Origin of the sequence: Psychroflexus salarius (genome assembly GCF_900129035.1) — a bacterium.
Classification (GTDB): Bacteria; Bacteroidota; Bacteroidia; order Flavobacteriales; family Flavobacteriaceae; genus Psychroflexus; species Psychroflexus salarius.
The window spans coordinates 180,407-201,637 of sequence record NZ_FQTW01000001.1; the positions used below are offsets into that span (position 1 = coordinate 180,407).

Annotated in this window: 13 protein-coding genes and 2 tRNA genes; 6 read left to right on the forward strand and 9 right to left on the reverse strand. The window is 34.1% G+C overall.

Annotation, left to right across the window (positions count from 1 at the left end; all coding sequences use genetic code 11):
* Nucleotides 1-158 precede the first annotated feature (158 nt).
* A tRNA-Gly gene (locus BUB82_RS00825) sits at nt 159-230 on the forward strand.
* A gap of 8 nt (nt 231-238) precedes the next feature.
* Nucleotides 239-323 (forward strand) — tRNA-Leu (locus BUB82_RS00830).
* A 335-nt stretch (nt 324-658) separates the two neighbouring features.
* Here the strand turns inward: BUB82_RS00830 and BUB82_RS00835 are convergent.
* From BUB82_RS00835 to BUB82_RS00855, 5 genes are all read right to left on the reverse strand, one after another.
* Nucleotides 659-4,885: a fibronectin type III domain-containing protein gene (locus tag BUB82_RS00835; RefSeq protein ID WP_073190683.1), complete on the reverse strand. Its 4,227-nt coding sequence runs from the start codon at nt 4,883-4,885 to the stop codon at nt 659-661.
* Between the two features lie 742 nt (nt 4,886-5,627).
* Entirely contained in the window at nt 5,628-5,825 is a 198-nt protein-coding gene (locus BUB82_RS00840) for a hypothetical protein (protein WP_073190686.1), read from the reverse strand.
* Nucleotides 5,826-5,836: 11 nt separating this feature from the next.
* On the reverse strand, nt 5,837-8,203 hold the full coding sequence (locus tag BUB82_RS00845) for a T9SS type A sorting domain-containing protein (protein ID WP_083574435.1): 2,367 nt from the start codon (nt 8,201-8,203) through the stop codon (nt 5,837-5,839).
* A gap of 12 nt (nt 8,204-8,215) precedes the next feature.
* Entirely contained in the window at nt 8,216-9,859 is a 1,644-nt protein-coding gene (locus BUB82_RS00850; RefSeq protein WP_073190692.1) for an InlB B-repeat-containing protein, read from the reverse strand.
* A 10-nt stretch (nt 9,860-9,869) separates the two neighbouring features.
* Entirely contained in the window at nt 9,870-11,240 is a 1,371-nt protein-coding gene (locus tag BUB82_RS00855) for a thioredoxin-like domain-containing protein (RefSeq protein WP_083574436.1), read from the reverse strand.
* A gap of 137 nt (nt 11,241-11,377) precedes the next feature.
* Between BUB82_RS00855 and BUB82_RS00860 the strand changes: the two genes are divergently transcribed.
* The 4 genes from BUB82_RS00860 (at nt 11,378) to BUB82_RS00875 (ending at nt 15,631) form a co-directional block, all read left to right on the forward strand.
* Nucleotides 11,378-12,502: a helix-turn-helix domain-containing protein gene (locus BUB82_RS00860; RefSeq protein ID WP_073190698.1), complete on the forward strand. Its 1,125-nt coding sequence runs from the start codon at nt 11,378-11,380 to the stop codon at nt 12,500-12,502.
* Between the two features lie 146 nt (nt 12,503-12,648).
* Nucleotides 12,649-13,677, forward strand: coding sequence for a serine hydrolase domain-containing protein (locus tag BUB82_RS00865; RefSeq protein ID WP_073190701.1), 1,029 nt, complete (start codon nt 12,649-12,651; stop codon nt 13,675-13,677).
* Between the two features lie 380 nt (nt 13,678-14,057).
* Nucleotides 14,058-14,861 (forward strand): MBL fold metallo-hydrolase, encoded by an 804-nt coding sequence (locus BUB82_RS00870; RefSeq protein ID WP_073190704.1) that lies wholly within the window; start codon nt 14,058-14,060, stop codon nt 14,859-14,861.
* Nucleotides 14,862-15,058: 197 nt separating this feature from the next.
* A complete protein-coding gene (locus BUB82_RS00875) occupies nt 15,059-15,631 on the forward strand; it encodes a hypothetical protein (RefSeq protein ID WP_073190707.1) in 573 nt (190 codons plus the stop codon).
* A gap of 157 nt (nt 15,632-15,788) precedes the next feature.
* Here the strand turns inward: BUB82_RS00875 and BUB82_RS00880 are convergent, their stop codons facing one another.
* From BUB82_RS00880 to BUB82_RS00895, 4 genes are all read right to left on the reverse strand, one after another.
* Nucleotides 15,789-16,421, reverse strand: coding sequence for a hypothetical protein (locus tag BUB82_RS00880; protein WP_073191835.1), 633 nt, complete (start codon nt 16,419-16,421; stop codon nt 15,789-15,791).
* 73 nt (nt 16,422-16,494) lie between these two features.
* Nucleotides 16,495-18,321 (reverse strand): 30S ribosomal protein S1, encoded by a 1,827-nt coding sequence (gene rpsA, locus BUB82_RS00885; RefSeq protein WP_073190710.1) that lies wholly within the window; start codon nt 18,319-18,321, stop codon nt 16,495-16,497.
* Nucleotides 18,322-18,490: 169 nt separating this feature from the next.
* Nucleotides 18,491-19,183, reverse strand: coding sequence for a (d)CMP kinase (gene cmk, locus BUB82_RS00890; protein WP_073190713.1), 693 nt, complete (start codon nt 19,181-19,183; stop codon nt 18,491-18,493).
* Nucleotides 19,184-19,186: 3 nt separating this feature from the next.
* Nucleotides 19,187-21,229, reverse strand: a complete 2,043-nt coding sequence (locus tag BUB82_RS00895) for an HD family phosphohydrolase (protein WP_073190716.1) — start codon at nt 21,227-21,229, stop codon at nt 19,187-19,189.
* Nucleotides 21,230-21,231: the final 2 nt, after the last annotated feature.

The window sequence follows — 21,231 nt, forward strand, 5'->3', positions numbered from 1 at the left end:
TGTATTAAACCGATCTTAAAACTTTATAATAAGCTAAGTTATTTTTAATCAAATAGATAGCATTTAAGTTGAAATTAAGTGATATTTTTTTGTCAGAATACTTTGAAAAATGAAATAAAGGCTTAAATTTGCACCCGCAATAAGTTCTTATAAATACTGCGAAAGTAGCTCAGGGGTAGAGCATCACCTTGCCAAGGTGAGGGTCGCGGGTTCAAATCCCGTCTTTCGCTCGATAATCGCTCGGATGGTGGAATTGGTAGACACGTTGGACTTAAAATCCAATGACCATTGCGGTCGTGCGGGTTCAAGTCCCGCTCCGAGTACAAAAAGTCTGCATTTTATGCAGGCTTTTTTAGTTTATAAGCATTAATACTATTGATTTCTTTCATCAAATATCAATTTATCCACGCCTCCATTTGCTTTCTATTAACGATTTCTCTAATACTATTAAGCACGTATAGTGTTGGAGATGAGAAGACACCGTCATCGTTCTCCATCTGCTTATTCAAACCTATATTATTTCCTAATTCTATTTAATAAAACTTTAGGTAGAACCTTACAACTATCAACTAAAATAAACTAGCATTGCACTCTATAAAAAAAACGGGGCTCTCACCTGAGGGCCCGTTTATCTATTGTATAATAATGATTGAAGCCTTTACTTTTTGATAAGACGTCTAATAACTTGACTAGTTTCAGACTTTAATACGACGATATAGGTGGCTGAAGCAAGTGGTGAGACATTTAACCTAATACTTGAAGCATTAGAATTCAAATTAACTTGCATCACTTGCCTTCCCCGAACATCATAGAGCATTATTTCTTTAAGTTCATGTTGTTGTGAATTATTTATAACCACAAGTTGATCGGCTGGATTAGGATATAAGCTTATATCTCCAAGATCGACAGAACTTGTTCCTAAAGTTTCGTCAACAGTTAAAGTAAGGGAACAATTGGATGTGTTTCCAGAATCATCTGTTGCTGTAAAGCTAATCGTATAAACGCCAGAAGCTAATGCAGTACCAGCTGCAGGAGTTTGTGTAATGGACGATACATTACAATTATCAGTAGCGGTAACATCAGCGTTAACTACATAATCAGGTAGAGTATAATCAGATTGATCAGAAGATAAGGTAATAGTTTGATTACTTAAACAATTTAAAACTGGATCTTCTGCATCTTCAGCTGTAATTGTTGCAGAAGCCGTAGTTTCACAACCATTATCATCTGTGATAGTGACCGAATAAGTCCCTGATGCTAAGTTATCAATATCTTCGGTAATAGCCCCATTACTCCATAAGAAGGTATAAGGTGATGTTCCGCCTGTGATGCTTAAATCGAGTGCGCCATCGTTTTGACCTGGGCAAGTCTCATTAAACGTTTCAATGGAGGCCTGCAAATCACAATCTACAATAGTCACAATCACCTCTGTTGAATTTGGACAAGTGCCTGCTGTCGTATACGTCACGGTGTAAGTACCTGGTGTTGATGCGCTTACATCAATTGCACCTGTGCTTGGATCTATACTCAATCCTGCAGTTGAAGAAAAACTACCACCTGCTGTACCAGTCACCGTTGGTGTTGGATCAGCATCTGTTGAAAGATATGTAGAGGCCGAATAACTAAAACTCGGATCGTCTAGCTCTGTAGGGATAATGGTAATGCTTTCACAAACGTCTGGGTTCACACAACCACCTTCACCTGAGACATAAAAGGTCGTTTCTTCCGTAATAGGGTTAGGAAAAGCAAAAGTTCCTGTGGTAGTCGTACCAATTTCAGTACCATCACAGGAGTCGGTATAAATACGCCAAGTAACAACATCAGTAAACGTGCCTGTAATGTTTAACGTAGCTATATCTCCATTACAAACTGTAGCTGGAGATACGCTTAATGTAGGAACTTCTGGTTGATTACAAAGGGTCTTGAAAAATAATGGGTCTGATGCTGAGCTAACACCAGTGAAACCACAATCTGAGCGAATAAAAGCTTTGTAATTTGTATTTTCAGACAATCCAGAAATCAATACTGAATTTACTTCGAAGTTTATACTTCCGCTTACTACTGGTGGCGTGTTTTGCGGATCATCATCTTCATTAAAAACAAACCAATTATAACCACTAATAGCGCTACCGATATTATCCCAAGATAATTCAACTGTACCAGATGTAACTTCAACAACTTCAAAATTTAAAGGCGGGAAACATCCATCAGGAGCATCACAATCTGAAGTAAATGTGCTTAGCGTGTTTCCTTGAGAACCCTCGCCAGGATTGTTTTGATATACTTCTTCATCAAAAGGATTGAAAACCGTAACGCCTACTTCACTAGCAAAATTACCTCCTGTGTTCCAGAATAATTCAACATTAACATTATTGCAAAGGTTTACTGTTTCTGTAAAATTATTTCCTGATGTAAAGCTTTCACCTAAAACAGCTACTTCTACTCCATTTTGAAAAACGGTCATGGTGTTTCCATTCCAACCATCTCCAAAACTATCGAGCAACTCGAAGGTATAAGCACAAGTATCAGTAGCTTCACAAGTTAAAGTGCTAAAACTCACTAATTCAGAAAAATCACTAGCGTCGTTATCAGTACAATTGGATACTACATACACGTCGTATGCTTGAGACGGTGATAGTCCTGAAACAGTGACATTAGTTGCATTTTGATCTACACTTTCAGTCAAAACGGGTGTTGAAGTTAATGGATTTACACCTGCATCGAAAATAAACCAAGTATAACCTGAACTTGCTTCTGGCTCTGCATTCCAGCTCAAATTTGCCGAATCCTGTTCTATATTGCTTACTTGGACGTTTGTTACTTCCGGACAGGTTGGTGGTGTACAAGTCGAGGTGAAACTAAAAATGGTACTTCCGACTAGGTTTTGAGAATCAAATCCTAATTCAAAAATTTGCTCATCAAATGAATTAACCACATTTAAACCAACTTCTTGAGGAAAACTTCCGCCATCTATCCAAATAAGCTCGATGAAACTACCTGTACATAGTAAATGAGTTTCTGTAAAATTATCACCGCCATTCACAAAGCTTTCGCCTAAGTTTGCAACTAACTGACCATCCTGACGCAATTCAATAATTGCCCCGTTCCAATCATCTCCAAAATCATCTATCAAATTAAACGTAAATTCACATTGTTCGCTAACCGGACAAGCAGCTGTTGTAAATTCTACTGGTCCTTCTAAGTCACTTAATCCATCTTGTGCACAATTACTTCTTATGTAAGCATCATAAGAAGTATTACTTGTTAGATTTGATACTTGGGTATTGTTACCGCTAATACTAGTAGAACTTTGTAAAACAGGTGTAGCAGTTTCTGGATTAGCACCAGCTGGATAAATTAACCAGTCTACTGGGTTAGATTGCTGGTTCCAATTAAGTTGTGCACTAGTCTCTCCTATTTGAGAAACAGATAAATTTGAAGGCTCCAAACAAACAGTAGCTTCACGAACTTCTATTAAGTCTAGTGCTATTACAGAGGAAAAGCCTGAGCCACGCGTAGCCGTAAAACGAATTTGAATTTTAGTGTTAGTATAGTTAGCAAGTTCTATTTCTTGTTCTAGCCAATTATCTGCTGCTGAATCTTGTTGTTCTCCAACTACACTAAAAATACTTTCCCAACTTTGGGTTCCGAATTCACGTACTTCAACTTCTAATGAAGCTATGTCTTCCCCAAACATAAAATAATAAAAACTAACAGCAGGCGCATTAAGGTTGTCTGTGCTAATTATAGGTGAAATAAATTGAGCGTCATCGCCAGGATTTCCTGATGCCTTGGTATATATAAAATTATCGCCTTGAAAAGCATCATCAGGACCTGTTAAAAAATTTTGGGTAGAACTATCGCCAGTTCCCCAAGCATATACATTTTGTATATTTTGTGGAATTCTTGTCCAACATTCATCGATACTATCGTCAATATTTTGAAATTGAGAACCAGGTTCCCAATTTTCTCCAGAAAAGTCTTCAAGAAACGGAGTTTGTGATGTGATACACTCACCTTCAAATGGTAGTTCTATTAATTCTCCACCTTCAGGTAAAGCAAGCCATAAACCAAATTCAGGTCCATTTTGATTATTTGCACGATCAACAAATCCACTCGCTAATAATGTAACGGCCTTATTTTGTAGACCTAAATCAAGTAATGGTAAATCATAAGCTTCAAATTCTTCCTGAGTTGATGTTAATTTGGGTTGGATTGTATAATTGTTGGTAGCAATTTGAATATAATTATTATATGTGGAGTATGCTAAATTAGAAATGAAATTTGAAATTGGAATAGTAGTCTCATCTACATCTACATTAGCCAAATCTGTCGCTCCATGATGCACTAAAATATCTGTATTTCCAGCAACTGCAATAGCTGTTTCTCTAGCACCTTCAAATACATCTAAAGAAAATTGTATGTCTGTGTTTACTGAAGCATCAAAATTACTTGTGTTTTGAACTCCATTAGCAACTATGATGTATTTTTCTGTGTCTAATAAATTTACAGTCGTATTAAAAAATGCTTCAGAAGCATCTTGACTGGTTGATGGCGCAATTGCTATATCTAAATCTTCATTAGCAGGAACACTTGTAAATGCAGAAGCAGTTCTAAATTCAACATCATTCAGAAAAATAGTACCATTTACATAAATATCAACTGTCGCTAAATTAGGGTCTGGAGCATTATGTATAAATTGCACATCGGTTGTTTCGTTTACAAAGAATGGCAAATAAGGGATTGTTCTCTCTTTTTCAGATAACAAACTATAACTGGAAGTTTCAGTATCATAAAATGGTTTCGCTCCAATTGAATGAGATGTAAGAAGAAATAAAAAAAAGAATAAACTTATAAAAAATTGAGGTTGGTAATTTTTATGCATGGCTTTAGCTTTTGTTTAATAAAACATTATTTAAATATATAAAATTTATGAAGAATGAGGTTTTTATTTATTAATAATGGAAATAAATTTATATAATTAATTGTTTTTCTAAAATGATTACAATAGTATATTGTGATTTATTTAATACTCTGTTGCTGAATTAAATAACTTGAACTAAAACTGTTTTTATACTTCTAACTCAAAATTTATTACACTAAGCCGTTACGTGAATTAAAGCTATTAGTTTGTTAAGCAAATTACATACGCACTTTGGTGTTGTTTAAGCGAATAAGTTTTAAAAGTAGGATACTTATGAAAAACATGGACTTGAAGAATCAATAAAACTTGAATTTAGTTCCAAACATAATTAATTGTGTCAAATGAAATTTCAAACCCTATTTTGAATCGTTAGACTTTTGAATTTAGCGATGAATTGGTTCGAAAAAAGTCAATAGAGTGTACCAAAAGCTTCCATTTGCTTGATAGGGCTTAGTCTTAAAGCGATTTCTCTCTTGATATTTTTACACTTATAGTGTTGGAGATGGGAAGAAAACATAATCATTCACCATCTATTTAAACCCTTTTTGATCATCACAGGTGCTCATAATTATGAAATCCTCGACAAGGAAATCTTGTCAAGGATCTATTCTCAATATTCTATTAAAATTGAATGTATTATTTTTTAAAAAACAAACCACCGCTAGAGATTATCTAGCGGTGGTTTGTATATAATAACTGGTGATTACCTTAAACTGGGCTTTAAACAGGTGACCCCAACCATCACTCCAGCTATAATAGCTGAGTATATATATGTGTTAATCGGTGCGGTAGGTTCGTCATCAACATCATCATCAAAGTCAAAGGGATCTGATTGACCGTAACTCAACCCTGTGAATAACATCAGCATTACTATAGCTGAAGTATATCGTAATTGTTTCATGATTTATAAGTTTAATGTTTAATTAATTTCTCAACCACTTTATGGCCGGTTTTATCTTCAATCTCTAAGTGATATACCCCTGTTTTTAATTGATTCACTTCTAAAACTACACTTGAGTCACTCACTAGCTTGTCTGCTTGGTAGACCTCTTGCCCTAAGCTATTGTATAGCTTAAGCTTAAGCCACTCGCCATTTACAGCAATTGTATTGATGTGAACTTGAGTTGTTGCTGGGTTAGGAAATAAACGATAGCTTACAGCTGCTGTTTCATCAAAACTTAAAGCCTCATTTCTAAAGACTAGCTTAAATCGTGAACTGCTTACCGAGGCCTCTATATTCGCATCTACGCTAAAGGAATAAACCTGACCATCTACTAACAAGGTTTCGGTCTCTAAGTACTGGTCTAGTAAATACACCTGAGTATCCTCTAAGTTGCTCAAGTTAGCTACAAAACTGTAGTTTTCATTACGCCAGTTGCTGGTAAATAATGGAGCCTCTTCCCCTGCTTCTGGATAGCTGCGATGCTCAATCGTAAACAATGTCCCATTATTAACAAGGGCTAAATTCTCGTCTATGTTTCCTAGTTTGGTGATATCTAAACCGTCTATACCGGGGTTACCCGATGGACTAAAACGAAGTCGCACACCATCAATCACCGCCTGATTGTCGTCTTGTAAGTTAAGTACTAGCTCTGAGGTGTTCGCTATACTTTCTGAAGATACGCTTAGGTCGGTGGTGACATCTTTAATACTTTCGGTAAAACTAAGACTTGGATTGGTTACTGTGCTTTGTATAAAAAAGGATTGACCAGGTTCTATAAATTTAGTTGCTGCAGAGGTGTTTGGTGTAGCGGTACCATTACCTGTTGTTAAATCACTTACAGTTACAAAAGCACCACGGGTGTTTACCATTGGATCCCACACCCATAGTTGGTTATTGTTAGCGTTAGTATTAATACTTAATAACTCGCTCACATCGATTCTCGATTGATAAGGATTCGCTACAAAGGCATAGGTCGTACCTCCTGATGTCGCACTTGGAAACGTGAGATCGGTCGACCCTACGGCTAGTGCTCCTGTGGAAATTAAAGTCGTTGAGCCTTCAGAAGCGTTACTTCTTAAATCAATGCCGCGATCACCTCGCACCATTAAACGATAAGGAACACCGGCTTCTAAATTTGTGTTTTTAGTGTCAGTAATCGCTTCCCAGCCATTAGCCGTGCTAAATCGAAATAGCGAAGGGTTACCAGAAGCTGTATAATCAATGCCTGTCGTCGCATTATATTCACCTACAGTTCCGACTTCTCCTGTGATATGCGTCCCTAAACCAGCATCGTTTGCACCACTATTTTGCCAATTGTCAAATAAACTACCGCCATCTACAGGACTTGATACTAATCTGAAAGCGCGTTTTAAAGGATAATACTTTTCTGTGATAACTGTTCCTGTACCAGAAATTGTTCCTGTAAACACATCTAAATAAGCCTCACCTGTGGCATCACTTTTAAAAGTGATTTGACCGTTATTGGTAATATTACCGTTAATTTTTAGGCTCATTGTTGGTAAGACTACTAGATTAGCTTCCTCATTTTCGATAAATAAGGAAGTGATTTCTAGGTTAGAATTTACCTCTAAGGTAGTGTTGTTTGAAGCAATTTTCGAAGGAATACGAACTGTTGTTATGGATGTTGGCACTAAAGCTTCAGACCAATTAGTTGCTAAATTTAAGGCTGAAGAATTAATTCCTAACCAAATATTTTCAGAACTATGGCCTTCCCATCGCAAAAAAGGATAACCATCATTTGTTGAAGAATTAATACCCCATTCATTGTCACTGACTTTAAAATGCCAACCTGCAGATAAAAAAGTTGATACATCATTAAGAGTTGAGGTTGTTACTGGGTCTGCTACTGTGTAATAATCAGTAAGTTGGTTGGACGACTCTCGATCAAAGAAATTACCTGTATGGGTTGGCATTCCTGTTTGTTCGCCAATAAACCCTTTGGTTGTAGGGTTGTCAGTTTCAAGATAAACGACGCTTGAAGTTGAATAACAGTAGCTTATTTCACCTCCTGAATGATTGGTATTGGCATCACCGTTTGAACCTATAAACCCACCAATAGTTTCAGTACCATCAGTCTCTCGATTTACTATTGACCTCGCATAACTAGTAGAAATTTGACCTTCTAAATTTAAACCAACTAAACCACCAACGTTATCCTCACCATTAACAGTAGATGTTGTAAACGATGTGGTAATTAAACCTGAGGTTTGTGTTTGGAAGGCAAAACCTGCGGTAAAACCGAAACTGATTAACAAAGCGAGTCTTAACCTACCTTTAAAAGTAGTAAGAGGTTGATGTATATAAAAGCTGAACATAGAAAAAGTTGGTTAATTAGATTTAATAAGTTGCTCTCTAATCTTTTTTAATTTATCTTGATAGCATATGCTTAAATCATCTAAATTATTAATCATAAACCGTTGTCTTAATTCTACAAAACGAGAATAATTTTTAAAAGCACTGTTATCATTGTCAAGTAATGCCATATCAGCAATTTCTGAAGCATCTAGACAAAAGCTTCCTGTTGGTTCTTTACCTTGAGCAGCACATGTAAAACCGGGAAAATTGAAACCATCACAACAAGCACAAGCAGATCCTTCGTCACACTCACAACGTATACCGCCATCATCTGATACACAGTTACCATTAACGCAAGGACTTTCTCCACCATTTGCATTGGCATATACAACGCAAGCATCAAGATATTCACAACGTGTTCCTGTATACAATTCGGGGCACTCACATTTAAATGTTAAGATTTCTTGGTCATTTATGCAGGATCCTTCATTTTCACAAGGAGACCCCTCACAAAAATTAACCCAGTAAGCGTATAATGTAGTATCTTCTTCTAAATCCCATGTTTGTGTACTCTCCATGTTAGCATCGTAGTATTGATCGCCTTCTCCATTATGTTGTGTATAATAGCCTAAAAAAACACCAAGCTGTTCATCAGGTGTGGGAGCTTCAGCTTCTGGCATAGAATCACCATAAGACACTGTTACAAAGCTTGTGCCACCGGTACCTGGCGATGAATTTAAGGTGACTGTATATGAAGGTTTTATGAAGTTAGCTTTTATAGTTTTGTCACTATTAATTTCGAAAGTGTAAGGGTTTGTATTACTCTCGATGTCTTCAGTCCATTGGTCAAAAACCCAACCAGTTGCGGGATTTGCATTTAAAATTAGGCTAGTTCCTGCTTCATAAGTAGTCTGGTTAGGGTTTATATTAACTTCACCTTCACCAGATTTTAAAGTTAATACATCAAATTCAGCCATTAACTGGTTAAACCCTACTAAACCACCAATGTTTTCAGTTCCTGAAATTAACGCATCAGTAGAAGATGAATTTATTGTTCCATAATTTTTACCAATTAATCCACCTACTGAAGAAACGCCTGAAATTTCACCAGTCACTTCGCAAGCAGAGGTTGAGGCTAAACTTCCACTTTGAAACCCAATTAAACCTCCAACAATAGAAGAACCAACTAAAGTAGTGTTATTAATTATTATTGAAGCTGATTGTGTATTTCTAGAATAACCTATTAATGTACCTGTATAATTACTTCCTGTAACAACCACTTCTTGCAGTTGTAAGTTTTCTATACTAGCATTATTAGCAAAACCAAACAAGCCTATAAATGATTCATTCGGACGGTTAATCTTTAAGCCTGTAATGGTTTTGTTATTCCCATCAAAATGACCTTGAAATGGATTCTCTTTATTACCAATTGGCTGCCAACCTAAACCAGAATTTGCAGTTAATGAGGCATAGTTTAAATATCCTTGAGTAGTTCCCGACAAGTCTTGCATTAAAATAAAGTGAGCTTTGGGGAATAAACGAACCTGATCAAGTTGTTGCCAATTTTCAATTTGGTAAGGGCGATCTTGACTACCATCCCCAGAGGTGAATGAGTGATTTTGTGCAGTTAAACTAATACTCGTTAAGCTAATAAATAATAAAATAGTTCGTATCATTTATATGTATTTAAAGTTTACTTAGCCAGTTACTAATATCAATTAAGTTATTTGGCTTTAAAACAAGTTGATTATCCTGATTTACAATAAAATAGGTAGGTGTAGCCTTAACTTTAAATGATTGAACCACATCACTTTTCCATCCTTTTAAATCGGTCATACTCAAAAAGTCTAGGTTATTTGTAAATTCATAAAACTCACTTTTAGCATGTTCTACTGAAAACAAAACCACCTTAACATTATATTTGTTAAAAAGCCTTTTGTAAGTATTGAGTTTTGGAATTTGACGCCTACAGTGCGAACACCAGCTACCTGCAAAAACTAAAAGCTTATATGTTGATTGAAGCTCTGAAAATTTTTCAATTGTAGTATCTGTGTTATTAATAATACTTGGGAAATCAAAATCAGGAGATTTTGCCCCAAGCTTTAAACTACTAATGCGTTGGAGTGATGCTAATAGCTCACTATCAGCTGAACACGCGTAAGTTTCTTGATTTAACAAGCGTTTGAGGTAAATTAAATTTTCAGTTCGTTTACCTTTTTGTAAAATTTCTAGTAATAACGCACTAGCAGTATTAAATTTATAGTTATCATGTTGCGTTGAAGATAATATACTTTTAATGAGCTGATTGATTTTTTTAATTGATAAACCATCATCTTCAATAACATTTGCTATAAACCAAATATGATAACTAATTGATTCATTGAGTATTCCGCTATTAAACAAAAAGTCTGATGCATAATCGATCCTTGCTAACTGTTTTAGAACATTTTCGTGTTTATTCGGTTCATATTTTGCAATTTCAGCAAGGTTTGACAACAGCCTTTTTAAGGGTAAGTAATGCTTTAATATGATGGTTGTATCTATTTGTTTGTCAAATTGATGCTCAAATAACTGCAGTCTTTTAATCTCTTTTCCGTACAACTCAATGGCTTGACTTTGAGCCTTATTTTGGGGCAAATTACCATACAAATCTTCTAAGTATTCTAAAGCGCTTATACTATTTTTTATAAAAGGATATGCCTTAGTGTAATTAGCTAAGAGTTTATTTTCTCTTCCTTTAGAAAAATTCAATTCTAAATCGTTATCATACAACTTAGCTGAAAACTCTATAGATTCACCGCCTAGCACAACAAGTGCTTCATAAGTGTCGTCAATTACGATAGACCCCATAGAATTATAAGGTGAATTGTAACTAAGGCTAAAAAAACCGTTGTTAATAGCAGTAGAGTCTATTAAGACTTTATCATTTCCTCTATATTTAAATAATTTAACATTCTCAACTTTATCGAAATTAACTTGCCCTTTGATTTGTTGAGCATTTAACATCTTGCAACTAAAACTGATTACAACCAAAAAAAATAAGTAATAATACCTCATCAATAATTTTTATAAAACATGTTGAAATGATTTGCAATTTTAAATTAAATTTGGAATTTTAATTTATAAAAATTGCTTTTTTTGTGTCAAATAAGGATTTGACACTACTTAAACAGCAATAAATATTAAGTTTTTTTATGTTTGTAGATTTGGTTTATTTTATAAATATTGTGTTTTCAGTATTTACGGGTGCCTATTTATTAATCAAGCTTCGTCCTGCTAATAACTCTAATCATATCACTTTTTTAGCTTTATATTTTATATGTAATGCGTTTTGCTTCAGTTTTTACCTTTTAATTAAATATAATATTATTATCAGCATTCCTTATTTATATAAAATCGCAGCTCCAATCACCTACTTAATTGCTCCATTTTCTTTTTTACATCTAAAGACCATCATCAAAAACAAGCCTTCTATTTCACGGAGAGACATGCTTCACTTTGTGCTGTTCTTTATTTTTTTAGTTTCTTATTTCGAGTTTTATTTTATGCCGATTGATGAGAAAACAGCCTACGTCATTAAGGTTTGCAATAACTTTAAATTAACATACCAAGATAATATAGGCTTAATACCTGAATTTATAAATACCATAGGACGTATCTTACATCCTTTTGTTTACTTGATACTACAGTGGCATATGCTCTTATCATCTAAAGCTAAAAAACTTAAAACAAAAGATTTTAAGCTTTACAATTGGCTCTATAAACTTACATTATTTCAAAGTATTTATACCTTAAGCTTATTAGCGACTATCATGTTAAATATTGTTTTTGAAACGGCGAATGTGAATCAATTTTTAGAGCTCATACCTACCATTTTAACGATTACTTTCTTTTTTACCATTAGTGGGTATTTATTATGGCATCAAGATTTATTGAGACGATTAAAGTATGTTAACTTATCGCCACTTTCACAAGACTTGAGCAATATTACCAAACGAGTAAAACTTGAAAAATACTTTAAAGATCCTCACATTAATCTTGAAAAACTCTCTGATCTGTTAACTATTAATTCTAAAGATCTTTCACAATTAATTAAACAAGATTACTCAAACTTCAATAAATGGATTAATAGTCTAAGAATTGAGTATAGCTTAGAGCTTTTAAAACAAGGGTATTTAAATCAATATTCTGTAGAAGCCCTTTCAGAAGCAGCGGGCTTTAAGTCTAAAAACACCTTTTATAGAGCGTTTAAAGAAATAACCAATACTACTCCTATAAAGTATATGAAAGACAATTCTGAGCCCCTTCACGCAACTTAAACTTTAAATACATTTACAATTTAAATAGTCCTATTAGGTTAAACCATTTAAGGCATCCACTTGTTGAGCAAATACAACCTAAGGAGTTTTAACGTATCTTGCCAACTCTATTTAAACACTTATAAATTAATGGACTCGACATTAGCATGATTAAAAACAAAAAAGCCAAATCGATCGTTAGAGGCATTCTACTTATTGGTACTCTAGTTTCTTTATTTTTTGTGCCCTGGATTTTAGTCAAGGCGTGGCTATTACCTCTACCAGATACCGTGCAAGAACAAGTCGATGAAGCTATTGGGCATGGATTTGATGGCATGATTGTTTACATCGACCAAGCCGGCCAATCTCCACAATTTTATACCGGTGGTTATCATGATCGCTCTCAAAAAGTACCTGCTCAACCAAATGCGCTCTTTAAAATTGCTAGTATTAGTAAGCTGTATACCGCCGTTGCTGTGACTAAACTTGTAAACGAAAAACGCTTAAGCTTTGATGATGCTCTCACCGACCATCTTCCCGAACTCAATGGCCGTATAGAATATGCAGAAGACATTACCTTAAAGATGATGATTCAACACCGGTCTGGCATCCCAAACTACACAGACAATCCAGAGTTTTGGACTGATGAACAAGCTAATGGAAAACGGGCGCTAGATTTTGCCTTAGATTTACCCGCTAACTTTAAACCTAACCAAGATTACCACTATTCTAATACCAATTATTTGTTGCTGAGAAGGATTATGGATCAAGTTTTAGGCTATAACCACCACGAATACATCAAAACTCATATTTTAGAACCACTAAACTTGCAACACACCTTTTTTTCAATTAACGAAGTGGTCTTAGACCATGTGATGAGTGGCTATTACGTGGGTTACGAAGAGGATGTTAAAGCACGGGAAAATGGCATGTTGGCCACGGCTCAAGATGTCGGTAACTTCATACGTGCCTTAAACAATGGGACTGTGTTTAATGACGGTGAGCAAGAACTGTACCCGTATAAGTATGAGCATGGCGGCTTGGTGGTGGGCTACCAAAGCCTCGCCGAATACCATGATGACCTTGATGCGGTGGTGGTACAATTTATAAATACCACCGATTTTGAAGGCTACGAATGGAATTTATCTGAAATTACTATAAACCGAATTGTGAGCATTTTAAAACGCAACAACTAGCTAAAACTAGCCTTATTTACGGCATCAGTTGAAGTGATACAATTGAATTAAAGGGTCATGACCACTTGAAGTATGCTTGAACTATTTTTTAGTCTTAATCGTCCCTAGTTTCATCAAGATTCTTCTACAATCTTAATCTCTTCTTCCGTCAACCCATACAATTCATACACCATTTGGTCGATTGCTTTATGTGTTTGATAGGTGTTATTATGAAATTACATGCTCTAATGATAAATTCAACAAAATTAAAGACTTATGGTCGCAGATTAGGTTTATTTTAAATAACAATTACAAAAAGCGTCCATAATCATAAAATATATTTAAAAATAAAGCTAACTGTATAAAGTGTTGGTTTTAAGCTATAACTTTATTTAAAAAACATGAAATCTCTTTTAAGCACTGTATTAGTCAGTTTTGTTTTGTTAAGTTGTAACAACAACACATCAACTAAAAAATCATCAACTAATGAAGTTGAAAAGACTTCAGTTGAAGTTATTCAAGAAAAAAACACCTCTTCAGTTGACATTAAACCAGTTTCACATGCTAGTTTCGTTTTAAAATCTACAGAACACCAGTTTTTTGTAGATCCTGTTAATGCAGAAGCTTTCGCTCAATTTTCAAATCCAGATTATATTTTAATCACCGATATTCATGGTGACCATTTCAACCCGAAAAGCCTAGAAAACTTAAAAGGCAATGCCAACATCATTGCGCCGCAAGCTGTGTATGATTTAATGCCAGCAGATTTAAAAACAAGAACAAAAGTTTTAACTAATGGAGACACCTTAAGTTTGTCTTCTTCTACCCAGATTGAAGCCATCCCAATGTATAACACCACTAAAGGTCGATTAGATAAACACCCTAAAGGACGTGGTAATGGCTATGTGTTGAGCGTAAACGATTATAAAATTTATATTAGTGGCGATACCGAAGACATTAAAGAAATGAGAGCCTTAAAGAATATTGACCTAGCTTTAATTTGTATGAATTTACCCTACACGATGGATTTAAATCAAGCAGCTGATGCGGTATTAGAGTTTAAACCTAAAAAAGTCATGCCCTACCATTACAGAGGTCGCAAAAAAGGCGAAACTTATTACGAAGATGTTGAAGAATTTAAGTCTATTGTGACAAAAAAAGATAACTCTATTGAAGTTGAATTGTTAGATTGGTATGCCATTTAAGTGAAAGAAGTTTGATTTATTTTTTCATGAAACCGAGTTTAAGTTACTTACAACTAGTAATTTAAACTCGGTTTTCTCTTAATGTTAATTGATTATTATTATTGTATACAGTAATAATAAAAAAATCCTGTGCTAAACTCATTATATCCAAAGTTTATAAACATCTTTACAAAGATTTATAACTACAAGTTTACACTATGAAAAAACTAAATTTAATTATTGGCTTGCTTACTTTAATTACAATGCTTTCGTGTTCTTCAGATGATGACAGTCAAAACGAAATAATAACAACAGCATCTGAATTTTCTATTAATGGCACAAATTATTCTATTTCAAACGGTTTTATATTATCTTCATTTGATGCTACAAATAATAGCCGACATGCCATTTACCTTCTCAATGGAACAATATTAAATAACGAATGGTATGGTGCAGGATGTGATTTCTCGAATAATTTAACGCAAGGCGTCATTTTTAATATCACTTCAAGTTCTCAAACTGAATTAGCAGAAGGCACTTATAACTATGAATTATCTACAAATGAGGCTTCTTTAAACGAGACCAATATTTCTACAAATATTGTTGTGGAAAACAACTGTATAATAAGCTTAAATGATATTGATGAAGACCAAATCAATTCTGGAAGCATAACAGTTGAACGCCTCAATAATAGTTACACATTAACATTCTCGTTTATGACGACTGATTTCGGAACGATTAGCGGAAGTTATCAAGGAGAACTTCAACTAACCCAAGATTTATCAGACTAAACATTATTGTCGTGTTAAATACTATTGAAGTACCTGACAAATAGCGTTTAAAAATTACAATGTAAAACCTTTATTAACTAACAAATCAGTATAGCTGATTTCGATTATTCTAGTTTTATTTGTAACGATTTAAGTTAGACTAAAACATCTTTGTTAACTATTCAAGCTTTACTAAACCATTTAACAAAGTTTCAGAAATTGGTCTGTAAGACACCATTAAATTTTGAGCCGTGTAGGTAATTAGCTGGACTGTACCCGTTTCATTTGAATAATAATAACCGTAATATGAAAACTTTATGCCTTGCATAGTGCCGTCCATTTGAAGCAATAAGACTTTTATTCCATTTACATTTCTATATTCCTGCTTAACAATCTTCAAGTCTGGAGCTACCTCTTGGCCATTTTCTAAAGCAATTACTTTCATGGTTTCAAGCGGAATTTCAAGTTTTTCTGAGATGAGCATTCCAAAAATATCTTCCTGTTTATGTTGAAATTCATACTCAGCTTCTGTATTAGCTTCTGCTTTTTTAAAACTCCATTGCTTAGGGTTAAGGTAAACGCCAATATCAGCTTTTCTGCTCTTAACTAAAAAATTTGAAGCTTCATCTTTAGTAAAAACTTCAGGGTTAAGCGCAATTTCTTTAACATCATTCGCACTTTGGTCTTCATAAACCCATGTGCCGTCATTGTAAAGCAAGACCGTTTCTCCTGTTTCTGTCACTACTTTAGACTGTGCAAGCAGATTTAAAGTAAAGAAAAAGGCAATTATTGAATAAGACTTATAGTTCATCTGAAAATTTTTGTTAAAAATAAAAAAGCCTCTCAATATGAGAGGCTTTATGTAAACAATTAATAGAAAAAAATTACTTTCCTTCCATTTTATCTTTTAAAGCTTGTAGTTCAGCATTTGCATCACCTAAAGTTGTTTTGTTATCTTCTTCTTTAGATTTTTTCTGTGCTTGTTTTACAATCTTTTGCTCTTCTTCTTTATGAATAGCTGTATGTGAAGCAACTACACGCTTAAATTCTTTATTGAATTCAATTACAACAAATTCAGCTGTTTCACCTTTAGATAGTTTAGACTCGTCTTCTTTAATCAAATGACGTGATGGTACAAAAGCCGTTACATCAGTGTTAAATTTAACGGTTGCTCCTTTATCTACAATATCTGTAATTTCAGCCGTATGTTTAGTTCCAACGGCAAACTCCTCAGCATATTTGTCCCAAGGATTAACTTCTGTTTGCTTGTGACCTAAACTTAGTTTGCGTCCTTCAACATCTAATTCAAGAACAACAACATCTAACTTATCACCTACTTTACAGAATTCTGATGGATGCTTGATTTTTTTAGTCCAAGATAAATCTGAAATATAAATTAAGCCATCAATACCTTCTTCAAGTTCAACAAACACACCAAAGTTTGTAAAGTTTCTTACTTCACCTGTGTGCTTAGAACCAACTGGGTATTTAGAAGTAATATCGGTCCATGGATCTGGTGTTAATTGCTTAATACCAAGCGACATTTTACGCTCTTCGCGGTCTAAAGTTAAAATTTTAGCTTCAACTTCGTCACCAACATTTACAAAGTCTTGTGCAGAACGTAAGTGTGTACTCCATGACATTTCTGAAACGTGAATTAAGCCTTCAACGCCTTCTTCAACTTCAATAAATGCACCATAATCAGCAATAACAGTTACTTTACCTTTAACATTATCACCTATTTTAAGACTTTCATCTAAAGCTTCCCAAGGATGTTTGCTTAATTGTTTTAAACCAAGTTGAATTCTTGTTTTATCTTCGTCGAAGTCTAAGATTACCACATTTAAAGTTTGGTCTAACTCAACCACTTCGTTAGGGTGATTAATTCTAGACCAAGATAGGTCTGTGATATGAACTAATCCATCTACACCACCAAGGTCAACAAACACGCCATAAGATGTGATGTTTTTAACAACACCTTCTAAAACTTGTCCTTTTTCTAATTGACCGATGATTTCTTTCTTCTGCTCTTCAATATCAGCTTCAATAAGCGCTTTGTGAGAAACAACAACGTTTTTGAATTCGTGGTTAATTTTAACCACTTTAAACTCCATATTCTTACCTACGTAAGCATCGTAATCTCTAATTGGCTTAACATCAATTTGCGAACCAGGTAAGAATGCTTCAATGCCAAAGACATCTACAATCATACCACCTTTAGTTCTACATTTTACAGAACCGTTAACGACAGTGCCATCTTCTTGCGCTTTGTTAACACGTTCCCAAGCTCTAATCACACGAGCTTTACGGTGAGATAAAATAAGTTGACCTTCTTCGTCTTCACGAACATCAATCAATACATCTACTTTATCACCTTCTTTTAAGTCAGGATTATATCTAAATTCGTTTAACGAAATAACACCTTCACTTTTAGCGTTAATGTCGATAATAGCATCCTGATCTGTAATTTTAATTACAGTACCTTCAACAACTTCATTATGAAGTGTATCTACAAAGTTTTCTTCAACTAGCTTTTCAAACTGGTCTAATTGTTCATCTGCCACTTCATCAATACCTTCTTCGTATTTGTGCCAGTTAAAATCTTCTAGAAATTGTTGAGGATTTTGTTGTTGTTCAGAAGCTTGCAAAGTTTGCTTTTCTTCTGTTTGAGCAACGTCTTGTTGCTTTTCGGTGTTTTTAGCTTCAGCCATATGCTGATTTAAAATTTGTATTCTGTTAATCCAAAAACTTGAAGCAAATTAACAGAAGTTGTTAATTGATTTGTTTTAAATAACTTAAGGTTGTTTTTGTTTGCGACCAAAAGTTTTGCAAAAATATGATTTATATTTTGATTATCAAAACATTAGCTAAAAACATCAACTAATGTGCTGTTATGCGTTCTTGAGCAAGTTGAAGTATTTGCGAAAATTGCGCTTCTGGACTAAGATTAGTGTTATCTATAAGTATGGCGTCTTCAGTCTTTATCAATGGGGAGACACTTCGCGTTGAGTCGATTTGGTCGCGCTCTATCACATTGTCTAAAACTTCTTGATAAGTAACTTGTTGCTGTTTGCTTTTAATTTCTTTAAATCTACGTTGTGCCCTAGCCTCAGCGCTTGCTGTCATAAAAAGTTTTAATTCAGCATCAGGAAACACAACACTGCCAATATCACGACCGTCCATTACAATACCACCATTTTTGCCCATTTCTTGTTGAATTTCAACTAATTTTGAGCGCACCTGAGGTAATTTAGCTACTGTACTAACTTTATTCGAAACTGCCATACTGCGAATTGCATCTTCTACATTTTCACCATTCAATAAAATGTAGCTTTTTTGGGTCTCTTGATTAAAATCAAAGCTGATACTAATTTCATCGAGTTGCGTTAATAAGTCTTCAGTTTGTAATTGAGCGTCTTCAAACCAATTATTTTGCATCGCAAAATAGGTAACAGCTCGATACATGGCGCCTGTATCTACATAAGTATAATTAAGCGCTTTGGCGAGTTGCTTAGCAACCGTAGATTTTCCTGTAGATGAATGACCATCTATAGCAATTGTAATGTCTTTCATAATTTAATCGGGATATTCTATGCGTAGGTGATAGATGTTATTCAACTTTGCTTTTAGTATTTTTTTAATGAGTTGAATGTCTTTAAAAGTAATATTCGCATTTTCAAACTGGTCATCTTCAATTTGCTTATTAATAATTTTTTCAACAAACTCATCTATTAGGTTCGTGTTTGGTGATTTTAAGCTTTTGCTAGCAGCTTCTACGCTATCACACATCATTAAAATAGCGGTTTCTTTACTGTAAGGTTTTGGTCCTGGATAGGTAAAATCTTTACTATCAATATTTACATCTTCTGGTGCTTCTTGTTGCGCCTTTTGATAAAAATAATAGACGGTTGTTGTGCCATGATGCGTTCTAATAAAATCGATAATTCGGTCTGGTAAATTATTTTTCTTAGCATACTCAATACCTTCAAGTCGGTGATCAATAATAATTTGAGCGCTTTCTTGAGGTGAAAGCTCATCATGAGGCGTGATATTAGTTGTTTGATTTTCGGTAAAGTAAATTGGGTTTTTCATTTTACCAATATCATGGTATAAAGCACCAACGCGAACCAAGAGTGCGTTTGCGCCTATTTCATTTGCAGCCGCTTCAGCTAAGTTAGCTACGTTTAAGGAGTGATGAAAAGTTCCTGGCGCTACATTGGCTAATTCTTTTAGTAACCTAGAATTGGTATCTGTTAATTCAAGCAGTGATAAATCTGAAACTAATCTGAAGATTTTTTCATAAGTATAAATAAGTGGTTGCACAAATAGTAATCCAACACCACTGAGTATAAAGTAGATAAAGTTGTTATAATCTATCGATTGAAAATCGGCTTCTTGAATCATACTAAAAGCTAGATATGAAAACATATAAACCCCAGTAATTTGAGCTACTGAAATAAACAGGTTGGCGCGTTTATAAAGTTCAGAAACCGTTAAAATAGTAACGATTCCTGCACTTATTTGCAAAAACATATATTCAAAACTATTTGGGACAACAAAACCTAAAATTAGTACTGTTATAACATGAGAAAATAAGCCTAAACGAGCGTCAAAAAAAGCCTTTAAGGTTAAAGGCAAAATACAAAGTGGCACGATATAAACATACTTGTAACCAATTTTCATAACCACTAAGGTTAAAAAAACCATGAACAATATATTGAAGAAAATAAAGGTCAGCTTATTGTTATTTTCATAAATATCTTGTCTATATTGATATAAAAATAAAAGTAGCATTAGTAAGGCTAAAGCCACTAAGAGTGAATAGCCAGATAAAATCATGATATAGCTCGTTGAGTCTAAATCTTCAGATTGATACTCCGATTTAAGCGATTGAAGAATACGCAGTTTTTCACCCTCGATAATCTCGCCTTTTGCAATAATTTTACTTCCTTTTGAAACACTACCGCGCGTGGGAGAAATATTAGCAATTTCAGAGTTAATCAATTTATCATTAAAGGCTTGATCATAAGCAACATTAGGTTCAAGTAAATCATAAAAAAAGGACTTTAAAACAGTCTGCGTCGTTTGGTTTAAAGTATCTAAAGTTGAATTTAAAAAAAGATTTAAAGCGTCTTGATTAATTAAATTACCGTATGTAGTTTCTTGAACTTTATTAGCTCTTTTTAAATAAATTAAATCCTTATTATTTAAACGTTTAGACTCACTAATTAAACCTCTACTATAAATACTATCTAATAGGCTTTGAATCAAATTATCACTTATCGTATTTTGAATTAAAGAGTCTACTTCTGTATTAGATTTGGTCTTCCAACTTCGAAGAATATTTGATGCGGTAGCTTGATCAAAAACATAATAAGGAATATGAGTAGACTGCACTTCAATTTTTTCAGCCTCTAATTCTTCATCTGATTTTAATATCGGAAAATCGAATGGCGCGTACAGATTTTCATATTGCCAAGGTTTATTTTTTATAATTTCATATTTAAATTTTCCTTGCGTTGGAAAAAAATAAACAATTAAAAAAACACTCAATAAAAACAAGAAAATCTTGTAAATTAATGACTGCTTTTTATATAAAAAATCTAAGATTTTATTCATAA